This window comes from Neisseria basseii (assembly GCF_962707005.1).
In the GTDB taxonomy this organism is placed as follows: domain Bacteria; phylum Pseudomonadota; class Gammaproteobacteria; order Burkholderiales; family Neisseriaceae; genus Neisseria; species Neisseria bergeri.
On sequence record NZ_CAUIXH010000012.1, the window covers coordinates 17091 to 40789 of the forward strand.

Sequence of the window (23699 nt, forward strand, 5' to 3'; positions counted from 1 at the left end):
AGCGGCTCCTTGCAGCGGGGCTGCATTATCGAAGGGCATATCATTATGTTAAGCAAAATCAGCGAATCACTGGCAAACCTTTCCGGTGCGGAACGCAAAGTCGCCGAATGTGCATTGGCGGAACCCAAATGGTTCGTCCATGCCGCCGTTGCCGAAATTGCCGAACGTGCGTCCGTCAGCCAGCCGACCGTCATCCGATTCTGCCGCAGCCTCGGTTATAAAGGACTGCCCGAGTTCAAGCTCGCGTTGTCCGCCAGCATCGGTCATGAGGGTATGCCCTATGTCCACGAAGAACTCAACGCCGACGACGATATGGCAAGCGTGGTCGAGAAAGTATTGGGCAATGCCGCAGCCTCGCTGTTGGGCGAACGCCGCTTCCTGAAAGAGTCAGAGCTGGAAAACGCCATTGCCACGCTGATGCACGCCCGCCGCGTCGAGTTTTACGGTGTCGGCAATTCCGGTATCGTCGCGCAGGACGCGCAGCACAAGTTTTTCCGTTTCGGAATGTCCACGGTCGCCTATGTCGATACGCACACGCAGCTGATGGCGGCATCCGTTTTGAGCGATCAGGATGTTTTGGTTGCCATTTCCAACACGGGTTCGTCTATCGAACTTTTGGATGCGGTCAGCATCGCCAAAGAAAACGGCGCGTCCGTCATCGCGCTGACCCGCAACGATTCGCCTCTGGCGCAACTTGCCGACTGCGTGTTGAGCGTTGCCACACAGGAAAATGCCGAACTCTACACGCCCATGGTTTCCCGCCTCTTGCAGCTTGCCGTCATCGACATTCTCGCCATCGGACTTGCCCTGCGCTTGGGCGATGCTGCCAGCCTGCAATTGCAGAAAAGTAAAAAAAGCATACACAACAAGCACATCGATTACGACAAAGATTGACCTTCAGACGGCATCCCGCAAATGCCGTCTGAAATGCCGGACAACGGCCGTCGGCGGCTTGCGGCAGTTTCCGGCAGCCTCTGCATCCCACAACAAAAAACCTCATTCAGGAGCATACAGATGAAACACCTTCACGACTTACCCGCATGGTCGAAATTGTGGAACCACTTTGACGACAGCAAAACATTGCATATGCGCGAAATGTTCGAACAAGACCCGCAGCGTGCGGAACGCTACTGGCTGCAGGTCGGCGGACTGACGCTGGACTACTCCAAAAACCGCATCAACGACGAAACCATGTCGCTTTTGTTCGAGTTGGCGCGTGAAGCAGGCGTGCCGGAGCGGATGCGGCAGATGTTCCACGGCGAAAAAATCAATACGACGGAAAACCGCGCCGTCCTCCACGTCGCCCTTCGCAACCGCACCAATTCGCCGATTGTGGTTGACGGTGAAGATGTTATGCCCAAAGTCAACCGCGTTTTGCAACGTATGGGCGAATTTGCACACGAAGTCCGCAGCGGAAGCTGGCTGGGCTATACCAACCAAGTGATTACCGACGTTGTCAACATCGGCATCGGCGGATCGGATTTGGGCCCGCTGATGATGTGTACCGCGCTCAAACCTTTCGGTCATCCGCGCCTCAATATGCACTTCGTCTCCAACGTGGACGGCTCTCAACTGCGCGACGTATTGTCCAAAGTCCACCCTGAAACCACGCTGTTCATCATCGCCTCCAAAACATTTACCACGCAGGAAACGCTGACCAATGCACTGACCGCGCGCGAATGGTTTTTGAATCATGCGGGCGACGAAGAAGCCGTTGCCAAACACTTCGCTGCCGTTTCCACCAATCAAAAAGCCGTCGCCGAATTCGGCATCGACACCGCCAATATGTTTGAATTTTGGGATTGGGTCGGCGGCCGGTACAGCCTGTGGTCCGCCATCGGATTGCCGATTATGCTGTATCTGGGCGAAGAAAACTTCATCGAAATGCTCAACGGCGCGCACCTGATGGACCAACATTTCATCAACACACCGCTCGAGCGCAACCTGCCCGTCATCCTCGCCCTCATCGGCATCTGGTACATCAACTACTACGGCGGCGGCAGCCACGTCACCGCGCCTTACGACCAACACCTCCACCGCCTGCCCAAATTCATCCAGCAGCTCGATATGGAAAGCAACGGCAAACAGGTTACGTTGGACGGCAAAGCAGTCGGACACGAAACCTCGCCGATTATCTGGGGCGAAACGGGCATCAACGGCCAGCACGCCTTCTTCCAACTGCTGCACCAAGGCACGCACATCACCCCCATCGACCTCATCGCCTCGCTTGAAAAACGCAGCAACCTGCCCGGACACCACGAAATCCTGCTTGCCAACGTCTTTGCCCAAGCAGAAGCCTTTATGCGCGGCAAAACCCCCGACGAAGTCCGCGCCGAACTCAAAGCGCAGGGTATGGATGAGGCGCGTATCGAAGAGCTGGTCCCGCACAAAACCTTCTCCGGCAACCGCCCGACCAACCTCATCCTGATGGATAAGGTCAACCCCCGCAATATGGGCAGCCTGATTGCCATGTACGAACACAAAACCTTTGTCCAAGGCATCATTTGGGGCATCAACAGCTTCGACCAGTGGGGCGTGGAACTCGGCAAACAACTGGCTAAAACCATTTTGGGCGAACTGACCGGCGAAACCGTGCCGCAAAAGCACGACAGCTCGACCGAACGCCTGATCAACCTCTACCTGCAAACCAACCGCAAATCATAAACCCCGGGGCAAAATGCCGTCTGAAAGGTGTTCAGACGGCATTTTGCACGATACGGGTTTGAAAACGGGTCAAAGGCATCCCGCAATCCCGTATAATGCGCCGCACCATTTCAGACATTCACAGCCATACATCCCGCATCCGCCGTGTGTGGGAATATACGGGCAGACCGACAGTCCGTTTGGACGGAAAAGGAAATCCGATGAAAAAGAACTTACCCGCACTGGCATTGGCAAGTATGCTGATTTTGTCGGGCTGCGACCGTTTGGGAATAGGCAACCTGTTTTCCGAAAATGAAGTTTCCTGCGGAAGCGAAGAGGCTAAAGAGATTTTGGTCAAACTCGTCCGCGAAAATGTCGAGGGTGAAACCGTCAAAACCTTTGATGACGACGCATTCAAAGACCAGGCATTTGCCGACATCGGCATAGCACATATCCGCAGCATGGTCGAACGTTTGGGCATAACCGTCGATGAAGTGCGAACCACCGAAAAAACCGACACGTCCAGCAAACTCAAATGTGAAGCCACGTTGAAACTGGACGTGCCCGACGATGTTGTCGATTATGCCGTCTCCGCCAACCAATCCATAGGCAACAGCTATAAGAAAACGCCCGATTTTTTTGAACGTTACTACCGCAAAGAAGGCGCGTATTACATCAAAACCATTTCTTATAGCGTCCAGCCGACAGACGACAAAAGCAAAATCTTTGCCGAACTGAATCAGGCACACGATATCATCCATCCGCTCAGCGAGCTGGTGTCTATGGCACTGATTAAAGAGCCGTTGGACAAAGCGAAACAAAGGAACGAAGAACTTGAAGCGGCAGAAGCCGCCGCGCAGGAAGCGAGGGAGGCAGAAGAAGCGGCGGCGCAGGAGGCATTGAGCCAAGAACAGGAGGCAGCCCGCGTATCCGAATGGGAAGAACGCTACAAGCTGTCGCGCAGCGAGTTCGAGCAGTTCTGGAAAGGATTGCCGCAAACTGTACAGAATAAACTGCAAGCTTCGCAGAAAACATGGAAAAGCGGTATGGACAAAATCTGTGCCAACAATGCGAAAGCCGAAGGTGAAACGCCAAACGGCATAAAAGTCAGCGAACTGGCATGCAAAACGGTGGAAACCGAAGCACGCTTGGAAGAGCTGCACAACCGTAAAAAAGCCCTTATCGACGAAATGGTCAGGGAAGCGGACAAGAAAGAAAGAACTGCCAAAGCGGCTCTGAACAGCGCGGTTCAGGCACTGCCCGCCGATATTGCCGAAACCGTCATGCCCGAGTACCGCAACTGGCAAAATGGTTTGAATGCCAAATGCGCCGACGGCGACGAATACGGCGTGGCACAATCCGACTGCCGTACCAGAGAAATCAATGCGAAAACCAAAGAAATCCAAGGTTATCTGATTAACTGACCTTCGATTTGAAGATGCCGTCTGAAATGCTTTTGCGTTTCAGACGGCATTTTTTGTCGGGATGGCAATTTTGAACAGCGACCGTTTTTTGTCGGGTATAAATGCCCGACTTACGGCTGCGGGTTGAAGCCGTAGGGCACATTGCCATACTGCCGTTTGTTTTGTTGCGGTGTGTTGCCGCTATTCTGTAAAGAAAGTATGTGCGCCGAGGTAGTTTTTGGCGTAAAACGGTGTGGAGAGTTTTTCAGTTTTGATGGTTTTACCGCTACTGGGGGCATGGATGAATTCGCCGTTGCCGATGTAGAGTCCGACGTGTGAGTAGCGGTGTGCGCCGCCCGTATTAAAGAATACCAGGTCGCCCGCTTTGAGGCGGCTGTCGGGGATTTTGCGGCTGGCTGCCGCCATGTCGCGGGCGGTGCGGGGAAGGTTGACGTTAAGGGCGTTTTTGTAAACGAATTGAATCATGCCGCTGCAGTCGAAGCCGGTTGCGGTGCTGCTGCCGCCCCATTTGTAGGGCGTGCCGATGAGTCCGAGGCTGTGGAGCATGAGTTCCTGCGAGCCTTGTGTGCGGTCGATGTGGCTGATGCGGACGGCTTGGATTTGCCGGACTGTCTGTTTGGGTTTCGGTTGGCGGTGTTTGTCGGAGGTCGTGCCACATGAGGCGAGGAGCAGTGCGCTGAGACAGAGGAAAAGGGTTTTGTTGAGGGGAAACATGGTTTTTCCTTTGCGGGTTCGGATATGCCGTCTGAAGGTGTTTCAGACGGTATAGTGGATTAAATTTAAATCAGGACAAGGCGACGAAGCCGCAGACAGTACAAATAGTACGGCAAGGCGAGGCAACGTCGTACTGGTTTAAATTTAATCCACTATATTTCTATAATAAACCTTCTATGGGCAGCAGGGATAGGATTTTTGCGGCGATGCGTTTCCAAAGTTTGGCTTCGGGTTCGTTCGGGTAGGTTTTTCGGGTGGCGGGATCGTGCCATTGCAGGCGGTTGTGTTTGTCGAGGGTAACGCGGTAGGCGTATTCGGGCGTGGTATCGGCAAGGGTGCGCTCCATCTGTTCTGCGATTTTGGGGCTTTCGATGACGACGCCCATTTCAGTATTGAGCCGTGCGGAACGAGGGTCGAGGTTGAATGAGCCGATGAAGATGCGTTTGCCGTCCACGATGAAGGTTTTGGCATGCAGGCTGGTTACGGAGCTGCCGGTCAGGCCTTTGTCTTTTGTAGCGGGGACGGCATGGTTGGGTTGCAGCTCGTAGAGTTTGATGCCGGCTTTGAGCAGCGGTTTTCGGTATTTGACGTAGCCGGAATGGACGGCGGCAACATCGGTCGCCTGTAGCGAGTTGGTCAGGACGGTAACGTCTATGCCGTCCTGCACCAGTTTTGCCAGTGCGTCTGTGCCGGATTTTGTAGGGACGAAATAGGGTGAAACCAGATAGACGCTTTTTTCGGGCTGTTTGAGCGCGTCTTGCAGCCGCCCTGCAATCGGCGGTTTGCGGCGGTCGCGGTCGAGTCCTTTTGCAGGGTCGTCGCTGATCAGGCGGGTTTGGACGCTCTGCCAGTCGATGCGTCCTGTCTGTATTTTCCGGTAGAGGGGCGACTGTTCGACGGTTTCGCGGTAGCGCAGGAGCGCGTGTCTGGACGTTTCGTCGTTGTATCCGAGTGCTTGAAGACCCTTGCCGATGTTGCCGCTGCGGATGATGCGCGTAGCGTTGTGGGCGGAATGGCTTGCCCAGTAGCGGTCGAAGTCGTGCGATACTTCGCCGACGACGCTGCCGGTAGCGAGGATATCCAGGTCGGCGAAAACGGTGTCCTCACCGACTTTGAAATATTCGTCGCCGATATTGCGTCCGCCGAGTATGGTGGCGCGGTTGTCAGCGGTAAAGGATTTGTTGTGCATGCGGCGGTTGAGGCGGGGGAAGTCAGTCAGGTAGCCGAGTGCGCGCCATTTGCGGAAGACGAAGGGGTTGAACAGGCGCACTTCGATATTGGGGTGGCTGTCGAGGGCGAGCAGGAGGTCGTCCAAGCCGCGCGTGTTGTTGTCGTCCAACAGCAGGCGTACGCGCACGCCGCGTTCTGCGGCAAGGTACATCAGGTTGAACAGCAGCCGACCGGAAATGTCGTTGCGCCAGATGTAGTATTGCAAATCGAGGCTGTGTTCGGCAGATTCGATAAGGGCGGCGCGGGCGGCAAAGGCTTCGTGGGGGTCGTCGAGCAGGTAAATGTTGGACAGGCGGCTGTCGGACGGGAAATGGCGGATGTGCAGGACTTTATCCAAACGGACGGGGGAAGCAGTGTCAAAATGGCGGCTTTCCGTGCGTTCGTCCAAGGGCGGCAGCCATGCGGCGCACGAGCAGAGCAGGAGGAACAACAAGGGAAGGAGGCTGCGTGTTTTCATAGGAAATCGGTTCAGACGGCATTGCCTGTGTTTTGGGGTTGGCGCGCATGGAAGTGCGACATCATAATCCAAACGTTGAAACGGGTAAAAGTTTTGCGTGCGGACCGCTTCAGGACGGTGTGTTCCGTGTCAGGTTGGTGCCGTCTGAAACGTGCAGCCGATTGAATACCAGCGATGAGGCAAGGGTGATGCCGCCGATGCTGAGCAGGGTCATACGGAAGGCGGAATGCAGACCTGAAGAAGCCGGTATCAGAAATGTCCAGTTTTTAAGGATTAATGCGCCGGCAACAATGCCCATGCTGATGGCAAGCTGTTGGTTGACCGCCATCAGGCTGTTGCCGCTGCCTGTTTGTTGCGGGCGCAAATCGGCGAGGGTCAGTGTGTTCATGGCAGAAAACTGTAGGGAGTTGCACGCGCCGATCGCCAGTGAGAGGAAAATCCAAATCCACAGTGGCGAGTTTCCGTCAGGCAGGGCGAGTAGCATGATGAAGGCGGCAAGCAGCTTGGTGTTCCAAAGCAGTACCGTACGGTAGCCAAAACGTTTCATGAGCGGTGCAATCAGCGGTTTGACCAGCAGCGAAGATAGGGCGACGGGTGCGACCAGCCAACCCGACAGGCTTGCGCCGAAGCCGAAAGCGACTTGAAACATCAGGGGCATCAGAAAAGGAATTGAGCTGATGCCGAGACGGCTGAACAGATTGCCTGCCAGTCCCAGACGGAAAGTGCGTATCAGAAACAGGTCGGCGGAATAAATCGGTTTGGACGTGGTTTTCATATGTCGGAAATAACGGCGTGCAAACAGCAGTCCGCCGCACAGCGGCAACAGTGCAAAATACGGAGGCAGCGCGTGCGACAGGCTTTCTGCAGCAAGCAGTAGCAGGCAGGCGGCAGCGGAAAAGGTCAGATAGCCTTTAAAATCCAGAGCGGTATCGTTGCCTTTGACATCGGGCATGATGTTGCGTCCCAATATAAACCCCAGCAGACCGATGGGCAGGTTGAGCAGGAAAATCCAGTGCCACGAAGCGTATTCGACCAGATAACCGCCCGCCAAAGGCCCTAAAACCGGCCCGATTAATGCGGGCATAACCGCATAATTGATAGCATTGAGCAGCTTGGACTTGTCGTACACACGCAAGATGGTCAGACGCGGTATCGGAACCAGCATCGAACCGCCTATGCCCTGAATGATGCGTGAGAATGTCAACTCGAGCAGCGAGTCGGATGCGGCACACAATGCCGACCCTAGCATGAAGAGGGCAATTGAGCCGAAAAAAACCTTCTTGGTTCCGAATTTGTCTGCCAGATAACCGCTTAAGGGAATCAGCAAGGCAACGGTCAGCGTGTAGGAAATAACCGCCAGCTGCATGTTCAATGGCGACTCATTCAGGTCGGCGGCAATTTCAGGCAGGGCGGTATTTAAAATAGTGGCATCCAACATCTGCATGAAAATGGCAATTGCAAGCAGAAATGGTAACCAGGCGGAGATCGTATGGGAGGGGAGGGTGCTTTTTTCCATAAAGCGATTGTACTCCATACCGGTTTGTTGTCGTTCTCAAATACGACCTGGACGGTATTGGTTCAGACGCGATTACATTCATAAATGAATAAAGGCATCGTCTTTTTGTAATGATAACGATTATCTTAATTAATAATATAAGATGCAGCAAGCAATAGATAGCAGTTTGTAAGAAAAATCAGATTATTTTTTAAAATTATACTTGACCCACAACAGTCAATTACTTAAAGTAAACGCTTAATTTTCGACAGAGAAAACGGGTATCCCCGTCAACAAAAAAATGAGCGCAATCACTCCTCCAAAAATCATCGCATTCGACAGCAAGCCGACGGATGTTTATTTCTTCGGTACCTGCGTCCTCGATCTTTTCATGCCGGAAGCCGGTATGGATGCCATTACTTTAATCGAGCAGCAAGGCATACGGGTTCATTACCCGATGGCACAAAGCTGCTGCGGCCAACCTGCCTACTCTTCCGGTCATCCGGCCGAGGCGTTTGATGTCGCCAAGGCGCAACTCGACCTTTTCCCCGAAAACTGGCCGATTGTCGTGCCGTCCGGCTCGTGCGGCGGCATGATGAAACACCACTGGCCGACTTTGTTTAAAGGCTCCGAGTACGAGCAAAAAGCCATTGATTGTGCCGGCCGCATCATTGAGTTTACTCATTTCTTGCTTGCTATCGGCTATAAGCCTGAAGACAAAGGCGAGCCGGTCAAAGTCGCCGTTCACACTTCCTGCGCCGCCCGCCGCGAAATGAACGTCCATATTTCGGGCTGGCAGTTGATTGACGGCATGGAAAATGTCGAGCGCGTCGTTCACGACCACGAAAGCGAGTGTTGCGGCTTCGGTGGCACATTCTCTGTCAAACAGGCCGATATTTCCGGTGCGATGGTAACAGACAAAGTTGCCGCGCTGAAAGAAACCGGTGCGACCGAAATCATCAGCGCGGACTGCGGCTGCATGATGAACATCGGCGGCAAAATCGCTAAGGACGAGCCGAATATGCCGCGTCCGAAACACATCGCATCCTTCTTGTTGGAACGTACCGGAGGCAAAGCATGAGCGCGCGCGAAAATATTTTGGCAAAACTGAAAAAAGCCGACGCATTGCCGATGGAAGAGCCTGCGGTTTTTGATTATTACCGTGAAATGGGTGTTTCTTGGAGCAGCGAAGTTGAGCGTCTGAAACATTGGGCTGCCGCTATGCGTGCGGTCAAAACCGAAATTTATTGGGTGACCAAAACCGGCTGGCCGCAAGTATTCCGTCAAGCAGCCGAAGGCAAAGGTTTGAAAAACATCCTGCTGCCGTTGGCGACCGAACACGGACAAATTGCCCGTGCCGCGCTGGTGGACAGCAATATCGAACCGATTGCTTTCGAGCGCGAAATCGATACTTGGAAAACCGAGTTCTTCTCAAACATCGATGCAGGTTTTAGCAGCTCTCAATGCGGCATCGCCCGTACCGGTACGCTGATGCTGTTTTCCAGCCCCGAAGAGCCGCGTACTTTAAGTCTTGTTCCGCCCGTGCATTTCTGCCTGTTTGATACGGCAAAAATGTATAACGAATTTCACAACGCCGTTGAAGGTGAAAAACTGGTGGAAAACGGTATGCCGACCAATGTTTTCCTGATTTCTGGCCCGTCCAAAACCGCAGACATTCAGTTGACGCTTGCTTACGGTGCACACGGTCCGCGTGATTTGGTCATCCTCGCCATCCTGCCTGACCACATTTCCCCTGCCGATTTGGAGGAAAACGCATGACTACGCAAACCATCAAGTTCCACATGAAGCCGGAAACTTTCAAACAAAACGCCGCCATTTCCCTTCAAGACAAGCCTTTGCGTAAAAGCCTGCGTACCGCGATGGATATGCTGATGACCAAACGCAAAGCCGTTTTGACCGACGAAGAAGAGCTGCAAAGCTTGCGCGATTTGTGCGAACACGTCCGCCAGCGTTCATTGTCTAAATTACCTGCCCTGCTGGAGCAGCTGGAAGAAAACCTGACTAAGTTGGGCGTAAAAGTACATTGGGCGGAAACACCGGCCGAAGCCTGCGAAATCATCCACGACATCATTACTGCCAAAAACGGCAAGCTGATGGTCAAAGGTAAATCGATGGTCAGCGAGGAAATTGAGCTGAACCATTATCTTGAAGCAAAAGGCATTAAAGCGGTGGAAAGCGACTTGGGCGAGTTTATCGTCCAAATGGCAGGCGAAAAACCGACCCATATCGTGATGCCTGCTATCCACAAAACTAAAGAACAGGTTAGCGAACTGTTCCACCAAAACCTCGGTACGCCGCTTACGGACGACGTGGACCAACTGACCGGCTTCGCCCGCAAAGCCCTGCGCGATATTTACAGTACTGCCGATGTCGGCTTGAGCGGCGTAAACTTTGCCGTTGCTGAAACAGGTACGCTGTGTCTGGTGGAAAACGAAGGCAACGGTCGCTTGAGTACCACCGTACCGCCCGTGCATATCGCCATTACCGGCATTGAAAAAGTAGTTGCCAAGCTGTCGGATATTCCACCCTTGTACAGCCTGCTGCCGCGTTCTGCCATCGGTCAGAACATTACCACTTATTTCAACATGATTACCGGTCCGCGCCGTAGCGAAGAGCTGGACGGTCCTCAAGAAATGCACTTGGTCCTGCTCGACAACGGTCGCAGCCAAGCCTATGCCGAAGACCAAATGCGCCGCACCTTGCAATGTATCCGTTGTGGCGCGTGTATGAACCATTGTCCAGTTTATACCCGTATCGGTGGCGCGGCATATGGCACAACCTACCCCGGCCCGATTGGCGAAATTATTTCTCCGCACTTGTTGGGCTTGGACGCCACCCGCGACCTGCCAACCGCCTGTACCATGTGCGGTGCGTGTGTGGAAGTCTGCCCGGTACGCATCCCGATTACCGAACAAATGCAACGTCTGCGTGTTGAAGCACAACGTTCGCCGACCGAAACCGTACCGCATCCTATCCGCGGACAAGGCGCATCGCATACCTTCGGAGAACAAATGGCATGGCGCACATTCAACGGTATTTTCAGCGGCAGCAAAACCTACCGAGCATTCGGTTGGGCAGCCACCAAATTCCGTGCATTGACGCCGAGTAAGCAGTTGGGCTGGACGGATAACCATGTCCCAATGAAACCTGCCAAGAAAACGCTACATGAAATGATGGCGGAGAAAAACCGTAAAAAAGAAGAAGTATAAGCAATCTGTTTATAAAAATGCCGTCTGAAAATATTTCAGACGGCATTTGCTTGGTTATTCGGCTTTGAATTTTGGGTCGGCTTCCGACAGCCGTAGGGCGGCATTGCCATGCCGCCGTTCAAACCCTTGCATTTACACCTCCAACAGTTTCAGTGCGGCGGCTTTGATGGCTTCAAAAGACAAATCTACCGCCTTTTCCTTCAACAGGCTGCGGATGCACCGCCAAGCCGTATCGCTGCGGATGGAAGCGAGAAACTCATGCCTCGCCCACGTCAGGCGGATTCTGTAATAGGCATACCCATTGCCTTGCTGATCGCGGTTGCATTTGTCCGCAATCAGTTCGCCCTGTATCAAGAGCCACAGATGATATGCGGCTTCTTCCTTTGTCCAACCTTCGATACAGGTGGAAACGAGTCAGCAGTCGGGGTTGGGTTCATTTTCCAATTCGGTCAGGATATGGCGTATCAAATCCCAGTTTCGTTTCACTTTTTATCCTTGAAGATGTTTTAAAGGCCGTCTGAAACGGTTTCAGACGGCCTTTTAGTTATGCGGATTTTAATCCCAGGTCTGCTTCCGGAGTGGTTTTCCTACTTAAAAATACTTTTATTTCTCGGCTGACATACAGTTCAGACGGCATGACCTACTTCGATATTTTTATAAGCAGACTTTATCCCGCTGTTCTTGCGGCAATGATAACACATACCGCAACAATGTCTTTGCAGTATTATCCCACCACCCGGTTGATTTCATACCAGCATATATAGGCGCAATTCATACGGGCGGGCGCATGCATGGGGGGAACTGCAACAGGGCGCGTGTTTGCGGATAGCTTGTGTAAGCACAAAAGTATGTAACAGTCTGATAATTGGCTGGAAGCTTGCAGCTTTTTGCATTGCCGATTTGTCGGCAGTAATGTTGGCTTTGGCATTTTCTTCTGTTTTAAGGTAACTTGTGGCAAGCTTCCCCCATAAATGATGAGAATTCAGGTATAGCTCGTCATATCCGAGGCAACAAAAAAGCCTTAAAACTATTGAATTTCAAGGCTTTATGCGTATTGCAGGATACTGTTGAAAATAGGGTATGGTGGAGGCGGGGTCAACCGTACTTTAAACTTAACTTATTAATTTAAATATAATCACATTTTTATATTTAGTAAAAGTTACCCCAAAAGTTACCCCATAATCGCTTGGTAGGGGTATTTTTTGACACTATCTTCCCCTTTGTCAGATTGCCAGTTTAAGCCGTTTGTTTGGCGTGGGCAAAAACATTTTTTTGGTATTTCTGCCAAGCTGTGAAATATGGTTTGATTGCAACACCAGCAATTACGCGCCGTCTTGTGGGCTGGTGTTTGCCTTAAGGGGTATCTGAAAAACGGCAAGCGGCTTTTTGTGCCGGTCAGTTTCTGCACGGCATGGAAAAGCCGCCTTATTTCGGCGGCTCTGCGTGGTTTAAGATTAACCCTATACAATCGGCTATGCGATATGCGGGGCGGCAAGGTTCAGGTTTAAGCCCAATGCCCGCGTTATTTTGATTACCGTATCAAAACGCGGCTTGCTTTTGCCTGACAGGGTTTTATATAGGCTCTCCCTGCCCAGCCCTGTTTTTTCGGCAAGTTCCGCCATGCCTTTTGCCCGTGCCACGTCTCCAAGCGCGGCGATAAACTCGGTTGCGTCTCCATCTTCCAAGATGGATGACAGGTAAGCGGCTATCGTTTCTTCACTGTCCAAGTATTCCGCTACATCAAATCGTTCCGTTTCCATTGCCAGCCCTTTCTATGCTCTGCTTTATCTTGTGTGCCGCGTCTATATCCGCCTGCTGTCCTGATTTGTTGCCGCCGTGTATCAACAGATAAACGGTTTTGCCCTGTCTGAAGTAATACACGCGCCAGCCTTTGCCCACATCTACACGCATCTCAAACAATCCGCCGCCTATGCTTTTACAGTCTCCGAATAATCCGCTTTCCATGCGCCTCAAGCGTTTCAATATTGCCGCCTTTGTCTGAATGTCTTTCAGGGTTTTCAGCCAGTGCTTGAAATGCTCGGTCTGTCTGATGATGTTCATTAACGCCGCTCCTTGTGTTTAATATTGTATCCCTGCGGATACACAAAAGGCAAGCCGCCTTTTTTATGCACCGCAATTTCTGCATTTGTGCCGTCTGAAACACCAGCGGCTAACTTGATTATTTTTTAATCAATCGCTTTCAATGGCTCAAATTTTCGTTTTTAGCGCGTTTTGCAGTCTATCTATGTCTGTGTCTATCCAAGCGGTTTAACCGCTATTCCTGCTCAAATTTGGCGCGTTTCCGTGCGTTTTGGCTTTGTGTGGGTGTGAAAAATCCCCGTGCCTGTCGGTCATACGGGGATGTTTTCGGCGGCTTTCTGCTATGCTCTGATATTCAGTTCGGCGGTTTTGCCTGTTTTTGCAAGCATATTTAGCAGCGCGTCTATTGTGAACTTGCTGATTTTGCCGTTTACCAAGTCAGAAACGCGCGGGCGGCTGGTGTTGAAGATTTCCGCCGCCTGCTCTTGTTTCAAGTTCCGCTCTTTTATCCATGCGCTGACACTTTCGGCAAGCTGTAACTTGGTTCTGATAATCATATCGCTATGTGCCTTAAGTTTGGCGGCTTCATCGGCGGAAAATCCTAAATCAGCAAAAACATTGCCATCCACCGGCGTAATATGCGTGGTTTTTGATGTCATTTTGCTATCTCCTGTATCAATGCCCTATATCGGCTCAAGGGGGAATGCTTTAAGGTCTTCCAGTGATGTATCACGCCATTCTATGGGCTTTTCTTTGTTCATGTATCAAAATTTATACAAATAAGCAGCAAGGGGCAAGAATAAAAACCGTATATATACAAAAAAACGCAAAATCGTTTGTTACCAATGGCTGAAAGCCTTGTCAGTCATGGCTTTCGTGGTAACAAAATACATATCTTAACCTTGTTACCATTTGTTACTGCTCCTATTTTTAAGCGTAACCGTCTGAATATAAAAGGGTAACAAATGGTAACAAATGGTAACAAATCGGTAACAAGTAAATTTATGTTTGTTTGTTACCGTTTTTTCTTTATTTTTATATTGATATTCATATGGTTATAAATGTTAAGTTTTGTGGTAACAAAGGTAACAAATGATTTTGCCTCGCGCATAGGGTTTTATTTACGCGCGCGTATTGGTCTTGAAATTATTTATCCCTCGTCTGTCTTTGTCGGTCATAGCGGGAATAGGGTAAATTTACGCTGTAAGCGTGTTTCATTGTTTGGGTAGGGTAGGTATATGGCAGGGGGTGAATGGCTCTAATTTTTGAGATTTAGGGGCTTCCTGTCGATTTTATGCTTTCTTGGTTGGTCTGCCTGAATGTTTGGACGTAAAAAAGCCCGCTATTGTCGTTAATAACGGGCTTGTGTAAATGATTAGTCTCCCAGTTCTATATTTGTAGCTAAAACATGAAACCAGCCGTTACCTTTCCGCTGGTGTTGATAGCCTCTATTTTTGTGGTTATATTTTAACAATCCATTATCTGCCAATACGCGGCAGACTTTCAATTCATCGAAACTTTGGGCGATTTCATCGGTAAAGACACGGCGGATTACCCATAATTCCATTTTCTCCCCCTCCTGTTTCCGATAGCCTGCATGGTCTTTATTGGTGCTTTTATCGCTCCATTCCATAAACCGCGTGCCTAATGCGTATTGGGCGATAAAATCTTCTGCCTGCTCAATGATTCGGCGGTCTTCGTGTTTCCTTCCAACCATTCATCAAAGCATTGTTTCACGCCTGCCATGCCTACGCCTACGGGCAAACCGGTAACAGGGGCGGCAAGTTCCAAAGCAGCGGCGGCGATAGCAAAGCGTTTGGCCACTCTTCGCGCCTGTCCTGACAATTCGGGAATGGTTGCCATAAATGCGGCCATGCGCTCGTTTGCCTGCTGTTTGGCTTGCTCTAGGTCGTCTGAAAGCTGTCGGATAAATAGCCTGCCGGCTACGCCGTGATATTTTTCGGCGGATTGGGCGATATGCTCACTCAACAATGCGCCATCTTCAAATCCGTGCAATGTGTCATAAATGCCGTATTGCGCGGCGGCTCTGATACTGGGCAAACGGGCGGCTTGTCCGGCGTTCCAATCGCCCTTGTGGTGCTTCAAGATGGAATCGGGGGTCTTTTCGCCTGTCGAGAACATCATCACTTTCCAGCGGGTCAAGGCGCGGTTTCCGCCTTGTTTTGCGCCCTGTACTTTGTTGATTCCGTTCATAACGCTGTAAACGGTATCGCCGATAACGTGCGGGCTTGCCTGTCCTATTTCGTCCAACACCAGCAAGCCATCATTGCGGGCGGCGGCTGTGTTGGAAAAGCCTATTTTTGTACCGCTCCAAGACAACAGGCTGCCTGATGGTCTGCCCCATACGCTCAAGGCTGCTTTTGCGGCTGTGGTCTTGCCGTCTGAAGAATCGCCCATTAAGTGAAAGCCGCCAGATTCTTCGTCTAACAGGGAAAGTAAGGGGGCGGCAAAGGACGCGCCCAATGCCAGGCATAGACGGCTGTTTCCTGCTGCGTATCGGGCTATGTTTTGCTGCCAGTCGGTAAGCTCTCCGTTTGGCTGATATGCCTTTGCTTGGCTGGTGTCGCCGTTGTAGATAATGGCGGGGTCTTTGTCGGTTGCTGTGATGGTTTCGCCGCTAGGTAGGATATAGGCGTTGCTATGCCAGCCTGCGCGGTCGGTAATGGTAAAGGCGGTGCGGCTTCCCTGTGTCTGCAAATAGTCTGCCAGCCGTTCGCGCTTGGCTCTGCCTGATAAGACGGTCAAGCCGTAACTCTGCAATCGCTGCCAGCCTTGAACTGTGCCGATTTCTGCTTGTGGTATGGCGGCGGTCTTGGTTTGGCGTGTGATTTTGTCCTGCCAGCGGATAACGCGATAATACGCGCCGTCATTGTCTTGCCCTGTGCCGATGATGTCGATAGGGTCGGAAAGCAATAGCGGCTCTGCTTCGATGGCTTCGCCGTCTTTGCCTGTTCTGATGTTTACCCACCATACGCCCCGATGGTCGATTTCAAAGTGAGGGCGCGGGCGGAATGGCTCGATATTCTCAATGTTGTAGTCTTTGGTGCTTTCCTGCTTCGCTGTTTCGGTATTTTTCATGCTGTCTATCCTCCGAAATGATGGTCTGATTGCTTTTTCTCGTTCAGTTCGTCCAGTGCGTCATAGCCCGGCGTTTCGCTCTGCCATATACGCGCCTTGATGCCCTGCTTGATGGCTCGGACGGCCAAATCATGCGCGGCTTTGAAACCTATGGGGCGCGGTGTGTCGTTATCGGCAATAATTACGATTTCCTTTAGGCCGTCTGAAAGTCGGTATTTCGCTATGCTGTTTGCGCTCAAGGCCGCATATAAGCCCCAATCGCGGGCTTGGAACAATTCACGCGCGGCTAAGGCGGTTTCTATCCCCTCTGCAATGACAAGCCGGCCGTTTTCAGGAATCGGGAACAAGTGGACGGCCATGCCTGAAATGCTGCCTTGCTTACGGTTTCGCATTTTCTTGGCGGGTAGGGCTTCGCCTGTTTCAGGGTGTTTGATTGCCAGTTTCTGATAGCGCGGGGCGTGTAGTCCGTCCTCTCCGCATGGCGTGCTATAGGCCGTCTGAAAATAGGTCATGTGCAAGCCTTGTAACTCCTCGTCCATATCGCGGATAGCGCAAACCATACACGGGAAACTACCAAGCAAAAGCGGCTTATCCCCGCCTGTCGTCCAATAATCCGCCTCTCTCAAAAAACGGATGTTTTCGGGTAAATGCGCCATGTCCAAACCGCGTGATTTCAAATACCGGATAACAGGGGAATCGGGGCGGATAGGCTCTGTGCGTCTCCACAATGCGGCCAGTTTCTTGATTTGGTCTTTTTCGGGGCGTGGTTGCGCTTGTGGGCGTTTGGGCGGTATCGGCAAAGGGTTTGCATTGTCCATGCCTAAAATGCCAGCAACGGTGCGTAATGCCTCGTCAAAATTGCAATTCAGAAAATGCATAACCAGCCCAAAACCGTTTCCGCCGCCTACTCTGTCCCCATCTTTCCAATGTGTGCAAAAAAATGTGCCGTTTCCGTCCTCGTCGTCATATCTGAAACGGTCATGCCCATCATTACACGCGGGGCATGGCTGGTGTTTATCGCGTAAAAACTTAGGATCTATGCCTATTGCCGCGTGTATTTCCGGCCAGTGGTATTGTGCGGCGGCTCTGATTTCTTTGTATGTTGGTTTCATTTTCCTACCTCCTCGAATCTGTCCATAGCTTCGCGGGCTATGACTGATACAGTATGAATCGCCTCTTTTTGGCTTGCTCCGTCATTCACAATCAGCAAGATGGTGCTTACAACGTCCACCGCTGCGATTGCTTTCTCTTTGCTGTTTAGTTGGTTTGCCAGTTTATCCATGATGGTTTCATTGCTCTGCCTCCTCTGATACAGGTTCTAAAACGATTCCGGCTGTCGGGTCTGTTTCCCATATTGCGGGCGTTTCCTGCTCTAGTTGCTCCGTGTCGGCGTGGGCGGGCTGATTACAGGCTCGGACTACCAAAGCCAAAAGCAACACCCAAAACACCAGCAAGGCGCGGTTTAAATACCGGCGGAAACGGTCTGATTTATTGGTCTGTTTCATGGTTTATCCTTTGCTCTGCCTCCAGTGTTTCAAAACATGAATCTAATAAAATCAATTAGTTATGAAAACACTAGGGCGAAGTTTGCCCTATGCCGTCTGAAATAGGCGGCATGGCGGTTTAGGTTTTACGGGGTTTAGGGTTTATTTCGCGCTGTGAACTTGGCTGAAGATTTCGTTGTTTAAATCCGTTACTATTTCAAACAGGCTGAAGGGATGAAGCTCTGCCAGTGTCTCCACTTCGTTTTTGGCGGTTTTGATAAGGTCTCGTACGGCTAAAGAGAAGGCGTGCCGCTTTCCCTGCTCCGTCTGTTGGTCGGTAGCAATATCAGCAAGGATTTCGGCTGCACTGAGGATGGCGGCAAGGTTTTCAGCGGCGCGGTCTGCGTAAAAGCAAGCGTCTGCTGCGTCGTTTGCCAGCTTGTGAGGGATGGTTACCGTTTGGGCTTGATTTTGAATGGTTTGGATTTGGGTAGAAGTGCAAGATTGCATTTGAAATGCTCCTAATCGTAAAGTGAGATTTGAGAAATGCCCAAAATAGGGGGCGGCGCTCTCTCCTGCGATTAGTCAGGCGTGGACGTTACCGTTACCACACACCGCCATAAACTTTGATATGCCGTCCAAAGCCTGTAAATAGGCTTCAAACGCTATAGGGGAAAATGGCGATAAAAAATCAGCGTTTACCCTGCCGATTTGGGCTAATCGTATTTGAGAGAGAAACTTAATTCTGCTTCTCAAAGCTCAATCTGTCAAATGGTTTTTTTACGGGGTTAGACGGCGTTATGCTTACTCTTTCCCGACACCAGCAAAGAAAACCGCCCGCGTTTCACGGTCGCCCCGAATTGGTTTTGCACTTCTTCCATCACGGTTATGATTTCATGCCCCGCTCTGCGAAGCTCCATAATGCGTGAGTTATAGCCAAGTATGCCCATCTGTGCCAGCTCCCATGAAGTAACGCTCCCTTTTCTCAATCGGGCTAAAATGCGCTCTCTTTGGCTTGGCGTTTTAGGCTTGTTATTGATACAATCAAGTTTCATAATCTACTCTTCTTTCTACCGTTTGAATGTCCGTTCAGGCGGTCTTATTTTTTAAAAATCAGGTCTTGAGTTACAATCGCGCGCGCGGGCGCGTATTGCTCCGAAAACTCCTGTTCTCCTTTCATTAGCTTGCCTGTTCTGTAAGCCATTTCTTCACTTCTCCTGCTACATAAAAGCGGCTGCGCGTGCCTGTGATTTGGCGTGATTGCGGGAATTGTCCTGCTGCCTCCAGTCGTCTGATTTGGCTGCTGCTCAAGCGAGTGATCCCGCGCCGTCCTTTCGCTTGGCTTGTCTCAAGTTCTGCAATAGTTAATTGCGCGGTATCAGGTAAGCTGTCGATATTGATAATGTGCATTTATTGCCTCCGTTTGGTTAATCACGCCTGCGGGTTGCTGGCGTTTCGATAGACACAAATATAGCCGCCTCAATGGGCGACTGTTTAGGCAGTAGCGTGTTGATTTCATGAAATACCGTGTTGATTTCATGAAGTCAGCTAGTTGATTTCATATTTTTCCTGAAACTGTTTTATCCATTCTGTAACCGTTCTTTCTGTTGGAACATTAGGGGCGGGGATTTCACCGTTATTAATTTTACGGATAATCAGGCTGATTAATTCAGCTTTCCCGCCCCTTCGATTCAACATTTCCTTTCTTTCCTCCAATAACTGATTTACAGCCGCTATTGTTCCTGCTTTTTTATAATGGCTTTGTTTGGCTTTTCCTGCTCTTCGGGCGTTTTCTGAAATTGCATTTTCTTTTACTTCTTTTATAAGTTTCTTCTGTTCCTCATCTCTCTGACTGCTCATAAAATCATATTCAGCAATCCTTAAAATGTTCCATGCCCTCAATAAATCCCTCATCGCATTTTCTCTACGAAACTCTCTCCATTCTTGAAGAGGGATTGGGAAATCTATATCACTTGCTTCATTTTCAACAGTTTGTGGGCAAAACCCACTCATAGCGTCTTCAAAATGCTTTAAAGCTAAAACTGCAACTAATTCAAACTCTTTTACATTTGGAAGCTCATCATCTTCATCATCTATCCCATATCTCTCAACATACCCTAGTAGTGCTTCATAATCTTCAGTGTTTTCCTCTGTTTCTAAGTATGATGTCTCTTGAATATATTCGATAGCTCGATGTGTTGGATAACAATTTACCTCTCCATCTGAATAATCCCACTCGAACAAATCATGCAGACTATCATCAAAGTGAAGGGCTTCTTTTAGTTCACGAATGGCTGTATCTTCTTCCTCTTGAAAATAATATTCGATGTTTTCATCAATCAATCTAATAGCATATTCAATTTGCTCATGCGTCCTGTTCTGCAATAATCGCTTTAACGCTGCTAACAGTCTGCTTGTAGCTGGTGCTGAAAAGCTACTAGCCTGCCAAGCCAAATTTTCTAATTCTTCCCATGTTCTCATTATGTTAGCCTTAAATTTCCCCGATAACTTGAAGCGGATATTTTCAGACGTATTTTTAGGCAATCGCCTCAATTCCCTTGTTCTTGACGATAGTAAGCAGCTTCAAAGCCGCGCCGCTCGGCTTTTTAATACCCCGTTCCCATTCGGAAACTTGGTTTTTACCGATGTTTAGATACATGGCAAAAGCGGCTTGTGATAATGCTTCGCGCTCTCTGATTGCCTTGATGTCTTCGCCGCTTAACGGCTTGATTTCGGTTAGGCATGATTTGTCAAAATCGCGCATGGTTTTTTTGTCGATAATGCCGATGTCGTGCAAACCCTGCATGGTTTCATGTATTGCTGCGAAAATCTCGCTTTTGTATTTCATGGCTGTATCTCCGTGAAAGTGCCGTTTAATTTGGCTTGTTCTATGTCGGTTTCCGTCATTGCCAAGATGATGGCGGCGGCTTTCTTTAATTCTGCAAGTTCTTTGTTCGTGATATTTTCGCGGTCGTTCTTGGCAAAGGCAGTCATGAAAAACGCCCGTTCCCCACGTCTGAAAAATATCAGACTACGATAACCGCCGCTTCTGCCTTGTCCTTGCCTTGCTATGCGCTGCTTGATAACGCCGCCGCCTAAATCTGCGTCTATCACTCCTTTATCTGCCCGCTCTACCGCTTCTATCAGCTCGGAATCGCTGATTTTGTGCTTCTTGGCAAATTTCGTTATCCATTGGTTTCTAAATATCCGCATGGTTTTCTTTCGTAATGCTTAAGATGATAGTTTATTCTGCCGTTTCCTGCAATATGCCTGAATGTGCTTTCAATTCATCAAGATAATCAGCCCATTTTTGAACCATATCGGCGCGCTGTTCTAAATATTCCGCATGGTTATAGGCCGCCCTTGTCGTGTTGGGGTCTTTGTGGGCTAGTTGCCGCTCTACCCAATCGGCGTTATAGCTCATCTCGTTCAATATCGTGCTTGCCATGTGTCGGAAGCCATGCTCTGTGGTTTCTTCCAAGAATCCTAGACGGTCTAATGCTTTTCTTATTGCTCCCTCGCTCAAGGGCTGTTTTTTGCTGGTGTTACAAAATACATATTCATAATGCCCCGTTACGGGCTTCAAGCCGTCCAGTATTGCTAAGGCTTGGCGGCTCAAGGGGACAATATGGTCTATCTTGTTCTTCATGTTTACGCCGTCTTTATAGTATTGCTGATCCTCCCAATCAATTTCACACCAGCGCAATAAACGCAATTCGGAAGGGCGGGCAAATACATAAGGGGAAAGCTGTAATAGGGCGCGTGTTTGCGGAAAGCCGGCGTAACCGTCAAAAGCCCGTAACATCTCGCCTATCCTTTGCGGGTCTTTAATGAAGCGGTAATGTTTCTGTTCCACCTTTGCCAGCTCTCCCCGTAATTCGGCGGCGGGATTGAACAGGCTCAAGCGAAGTTTCACGGCATATTTGAAAACTTGATTTACCACGTCATAAACTTTCTGTGCCGTGTCATATTTCCCCGCCGATTCCAGCCTCTGCAACAGTCCTAAAACCTCAGGCGGCATGATTTCGTCTATTTTGCGTGTTGCAAGATCAGGGAAAATATGAAGCTCAAGGCTGCGGATAACTCTTTGTGCATGATCGGGCTTCCATTTATTCGGCTTTGCTACTTGGTCGCTGTGCCATTTGCGCGCAATAGCCTCAAATGTGTTTTTTAGCTGTTCTGCCTGCCTCTGTGCTTTGTCTTGCTGGTGTAGCTTAGGATCTATCCCTTTTGCTATCAGCCCGCGTAATTCTTCGCGTTTTTCCCTTGCTTCTTTTAAGCTGATTTCAGGATAGACACCCAGTCGCATTTCATCGCGTTTGTTGTCGCTTGGCCGGTAGTAACGAAAGCGCCAGTATTTGCCGTTTCCCCTTGCTTGAAGATATAACCCTCCGCCGTCTGATAATTGATTCGGCGGTTGTAGTTTTTTGCATTGGCTATAAACCATTGTTAATAATAGGTTTTATTGGTTTTTGGGGTAACTTGTTTAAAAAAAATAGGGCTAATTTGCCCATTTTTCGGGCTTGTTTTTTGGGTAATTCCTGAAAAGTTACCCTAAAAGTTACCCTATAAATGATGAAAACTCAAGCATACGCCAGCATATTTGAGGCAACAAAAAAGCCTTGAAACCGTTATGGCTCAAGGCTTTATTCGTATTGCAGGATACTGCTGGAAATAGGGTATGGTGGAGGCGGGGGGAATCGAACCCCCGTCCGAAAGTCCTCTACAAAGCGTTCTACATACTTAGTTGTGTCTATTTGAAAATCTTATTTCCATCATGCCGACCAACAGGCCTTTTGGAAACCAGTTACCTTAAGTCTTATTTCCTGCCAAGTAACCCGGAAGGAAACCAGTCAATGTAAGATGACGTTGCAGTGGCTTTCGCCACACAGCCCATTGACTAACTGCTGCAACGGCTAGCCTTAAGCGGCTAAAGCGTAAGTTTCGTCGTTTGCGACTATTTGAATTCAGTGTTTTACGGGAATCTGAGACCCCGGTATGCCCGCATCTGCTTCGCAACCCCCGTCGAAACCAAGGTCGCCCCCAGAAATGGTTTGTGGATTATACGGATATTGTACGGTGCTGCCAAGTCTGTCGGAGAAATTTGTCAGTCTTGCTGCCTTAATTTGCGTTTGAGCAGGATGCGGACGCAGCCGTCGTTGCCTTCCCGGGGTTCGACGTAGGCGAGTACGTCGGGGTGCTGCATCAGCCAGTTTCGGGTCATGTTTTTGAGTACGGGCGTGTAGCCTTTGGAACCTAATCCGCTGCCGTGGATGATTTCTCCGCATACGCCGCGTTTTTGGGTGAACTCGATGAATTCGTTGAGGACTTTTTGGGCTTCTTCTTGGGTGTAGCCGTGCAGGTCGACATCGGTAACGACGGGATAGTATCCGTTTTTCAGGCGTTGGATGTCGTTTTTTCCCTGTCCGTTTTTGCTGAAGCTGGCGGGCGGGTCGTTGTATGTGCTGCCGATGTAGAAGTAGTTTTCTTCGTCGGCGCGGTTGTCTTTGGGACGGACTTTGATGGGGGTTTTGTCGGGCGGCGCATAATATTGCTGCCGGGTTTTTAATGGGGAGACTTGTCCGACTGCTTGTGAAAAATCGAAATCCTGTTCTTGTTTTTGCTTGTTTTTTTCGGCTGCCTGTTTTTCTGCTGCTTCTTTTTTGGCCTGTTTGCCCAATTGTTTGAGGATGTTTTGGAAGTCGGTATTCATGTTTTTTCCTGTTATTTGTCCGATGGCTGTTTCGGGCGGGGTTTTAATTTGTCGGAATGTTTGCCAAGCGGGAGAGGATGATTTTGTTGCCGGCGTATGTTTTTTGAAAGTGTGATTGTATATCAAAAAGAAATGCGGCAACCGTCGGCAGTGTTGATTGCCGGAAATGC

Annotated in this window: 25 protein-coding genes, 1 other RNA gene and 2 pseudogenes; 7 read left to right on the forward strand and 21 right to left on the reverse strand. The window is 50.0% G+C overall.

Annotation, left to right across the window (positions count from 1 at the left end; all coding sequences use genetic code 11):
- Positions 1–45: 45 nt before the first annotated feature.
- The 3 genes from hexR to Q9I99_RS11565 all read left to right on the forward strand — a co-directional run bounded on the left by hexR (position 46) and on the right by Q9I99_RS11565 (position 4067).
- A complete protein-coding gene (gene hexR / locus Q9I99_RS07260; protein WP_002213148.1) occupies positions 46–894 on the forward strand; it encodes a DNA-binding transcriptional regulator HexR in 849 nt (282 codons plus the stop codon).
- Between the two features lie 120 nt (positions 895–1014).
- Positions 1015–2664, forward strand: coding sequence for a glucose-6-phosphate isomerase (gene pgi, locus Q9I99_RS07265; RefSeq protein WP_301668632.1), 1650 nt, complete (start codon positions 1015–1017; stop codon positions 2662–2664).
- 200 nt (positions 2665–2864) lie between these two features.
- On the forward strand, positions 2865–4067 hold the full coding sequence (locus tag Q9I99_RS11565; RefSeq protein WP_301668581.1) for a DUF1311 domain-containing protein: 1203 nt from the start codon (positions 2865–2867) through the stop codon (positions 4065–4067).
- Between the two features lie 180 nt (positions 4068–4247).
- Here Q9I99_RS11565 and Q9I99_RS07275 read toward each other — a convergent pair whose 3' ends face one another.
- The gene (locus Q9I99_RS07275) at positions 4248–4781 is read right to left on the reverse strand and encodes a C40 family peptidase (protein ID WP_003754730.1); all 534 of its coding nucleotides are present in this window, start codon (positions 4779–4781) and stop codon (positions 4248–4250) included.
- Between the two features lie 47 nt (positions 4782–4828).
- On the opposite strand from Q9I99_RS07275, the pseudogene Q9I99_RS07280 reads away from it, so the two are divergent.
- Positions 4829–4993 (forward strand): annotated as a pseudogene (locus Q9I99_RS07280) (IS5/IS1182 family transposase); the annotation flags it as partial.
- Here Q9I99_RS07280 and Q9I99_RS07285 read toward each other — a convergent pair.
- The gene (locus tag Q9I99_RS07285; protein ID WP_301668582.1) at positions 4942–6468 is read right to left on the reverse strand and encodes a phospholipase D family protein; all 1527 of its coding nucleotides are present in this window, start codon (positions 6466–6468) and stop codon (positions 4942–4944) included. The pseudogene Q9I99_RS07280 and the gene Q9I99_RS07285 sit on opposite strands and share 52 nt — an antisense overlap.
- Before the next feature lie 109 nt (positions 6469–6577).
- Positions 6578–8082, reverse strand: a pseudogene (locus Q9I99_RS07290) (MFS transporter).
- A 182-nt stretch (positions 8083–8264) separates the two neighbouring features.
- Here Q9I99_RS07290 and Q9I99_RS07295 point away from each other — a divergent pair.
- Genes Q9I99_RS07295 through Q9I99_RS07305 form a run of 3 tightly spaced genes read left to right on the forward strand, consistent with a single transcriptional unit; the run spans position 8265 to position 11193 of the window.
- The gene (locus Q9I99_RS07295) at positions 8265–9044 is read left to right on the forward strand and encodes a (Fe-S)-binding protein (protein WP_301668583.1); all 780 of its coding nucleotides are present in this window, start codon (positions 8265–8267) and stop codon (positions 9042–9044) included.
- The gene (locus Q9I99_RS07300) at positions 9041–9742 is read left to right on the forward strand and encodes a LutC/YkgG family protein (RefSeq protein WP_301668585.1); all 702 of its coding nucleotides are present in this window, start codon (positions 9041–9043) and stop codon (positions 9740–9742) included. The genes Q9I99_RS07295 and Q9I99_RS07300 overlap by 4 nt, the downstream gene beginning before the upstream one ends.
- On the forward strand, positions 9739–11193 hold the full coding sequence (locus tag Q9I99_RS07305; RefSeq protein ID WP_301668587.1) for a LutB/LldF family L-lactate oxidation iron-sulfur protein: 1455 nt from the start codon (positions 9739–9741) through the stop codon (positions 11191–11193). Before Q9I99_RS07300 ends, Q9I99_RS07305 begins: the two co-directional genes overlap by 4 nt.
- A gap of 132 nt (positions 11194–11325) precedes the next feature.
- Here the strand turns inward: Q9I99_RS07305 and Q9I99_RS07310 are convergent, their stop codons facing one another.
- The 18 genes from Q9I99_RS07310 to Q9I99_RS07395 form a co-directional block, all read right to left on the reverse strand.
- On the reverse strand, positions 11326–11592 hold the full coding sequence (locus tag Q9I99_RS07310) for a DUF2513 domain-containing protein (RefSeq protein WP_301668634.1): 267 nt from the start codon (positions 11590–11592) through the stop codon (positions 11326–11328).
- Between the two features lie 1073 nt (positions 11593–12665).
- Complete coding sequence (locus Q9I99_RS07315; RefSeq protein WP_301668589.1) at positions 12666–12953, reverse strand: addiction module antidote protein; 288 nt, start codon at positions 12951–12953, stop codon at positions 12666–12668.
- Entirely contained in the window at positions 12934–13254 is a 321-nt protein-coding gene (locus Q9I99_RS07320) for a type II toxin-antitoxin system RelE/ParE family toxin (protein ID WP_301668590.1), read from the reverse strand. Before Q9I99_RS07320 ends, Q9I99_RS07315 begins: the two co-directional genes overlap by 20 nt.
- Before the next feature lie 320 nt (positions 13255–13574).
- Entirely contained in the window at positions 13575–13892 is a 318-nt protein-coding gene (locus Q9I99_RS07325; RefSeq protein ID WP_301668591.1) for a helix-turn-helix domain-containing protein, read from the reverse strand.
- A gap of 716 nt (positions 13893–14608) precedes the next feature.
- Positions 14609–14866 carry a hypothetical protein gene (locus tag Q9I99_RS07330; protein WP_301668592.1) on the reverse strand — a complete coding sequence of 86 codons (258 nt, stop codon included), beginning with the start codon at positions 14864–14866 and terminating at the stop codon, positions 14609–14611.
- Positions 14867–14877: 11 nt separating this feature from the next.
- Positions 14878–16332, reverse strand: coding sequence for a DUF927 domain-containing protein (locus Q9I99_RS07335; protein ID WP_301668593.1), 1455 nt, complete (start codon positions 16330–16332; stop codon positions 14878–14880).
- Between the two features lie 5 nt (positions 16333–16337).
- Positions 16338–17444, reverse strand: coding sequence for a DUF7146 domain-containing protein (locus tag Q9I99_RS07340; RefSeq protein WP_301668594.1), 1107 nt, complete (start codon positions 17442–17444; stop codon positions 16338–16340).
- Positions 17441–17614 (reverse strand): polyribonucleotide nucleotidyltransferase, encoded by a 174-nt coding sequence (locus tag Q9I99_RS07345; protein WP_239665362.1) that lies wholly within the window; start codon positions 17612–17614, stop codon positions 17441–17443. The genes Q9I99_RS07340 and Q9I99_RS07345 overlap by 4 nt, the downstream gene beginning before the upstream one ends.
- Before the next feature lie 7 nt (positions 17615–17621).
- Positions 17622–17837: a hypothetical protein gene (locus Q9I99_RS07350; RefSeq protein WP_049351938.1), complete on the reverse strand. Its 216-nt coding sequence runs from the start codon at positions 17835–17837 to the stop codon at positions 17622–17624.
- 141 nt (positions 17838–17978) lie between these two features.
- Positions 17979–18326 carry a hypothetical protein gene (locus Q9I99_RS07355; RefSeq protein WP_301668595.1) on the reverse strand — a complete coding sequence of 116 codons (348 nt, stop codon included), beginning with the start codon at positions 18324–18326 and terminating at the stop codon, positions 17979–17981.
- A gap of 278 nt (positions 18327–18604) precedes the next feature.
- Positions 18605–18871: a helix-turn-helix domain-containing protein gene (locus Q9I99_RS07360; protein ID WP_301668597.1), complete on the reverse strand. Its 267-nt coding sequence runs from the start codon at positions 18869–18871 to the stop codon at positions 18605–18607.
- 124 nt (positions 18872–18995) lie between these two features.
- Positions 18996–19226, reverse strand: coding sequence for a helix-turn-helix transcriptional regulator (locus Q9I99_RS07365; RefSeq protein WP_049344708.1), 231 nt, complete (start codon positions 19224–19226; stop codon positions 18996–18998).
- A gap of 138 nt (positions 19227–19364) precedes the next feature.
- Positions 19365–20297 (reverse strand): hypothetical protein, encoded by a 933-nt coding sequence (locus Q9I99_RS07370; protein WP_301668598.1) that lies wholly within the window; start codon positions 20295–20297, stop codon positions 19365–19367.
- Positions 20298–20352: 55 nt separating this feature from the next.
- Complete coding sequence (locus Q9I99_RS07375) at positions 20353–20664, reverse strand: helix-turn-helix domain-containing protein (protein ID WP_070460005.1); 312 nt, start codon at positions 20662–20664, stop codon at positions 20353–20355.
- The gene (locus Q9I99_RS07380; RefSeq protein WP_301668600.1) at positions 20661–21029 is read right to left on the reverse strand and encodes a type II toxin-antitoxin system RelE/ParE family toxin; all 369 of its coding nucleotides are present in this window, start codon (positions 21027–21029) and stop codon (positions 20661–20663) included. The genes Q9I99_RS07375 and Q9I99_RS07380 overlap by 4 nt, the downstream gene beginning before the upstream one ends.
- Before the next feature lie 31 nt (positions 21030–21060).
- Complete coding sequence (locus Q9I99_RS07385) at positions 21061–22263, reverse strand: tyrosine-type recombinase/integrase (protein ID WP_301668601.1); 1203 nt, start codon at positions 22261–22263, stop codon at positions 21061–21063.
- Positions 22264–22498: 235 nt separating this feature from the next.
- Positions 22499–22861, reverse strand: a transfer-messenger RNA (tmRNA) gene (gene ssrA / locus Q9I99_RS07390).
- Positions 22862–22923: 62 nt separating this feature from the next.
- Positions 22924–23529 carry a Smr/MutS family protein gene (locus Q9I99_RS07395; RefSeq protein ID WP_301668602.1) on the reverse strand — a complete coding sequence of 202 codons (606 nt, stop codon included), beginning with the start codon at positions 23527–23529 and terminating at the stop codon, positions 22924–22926.
- Between the last annotated feature and the right edge of the window lie 170 nt (positions 23530–23699).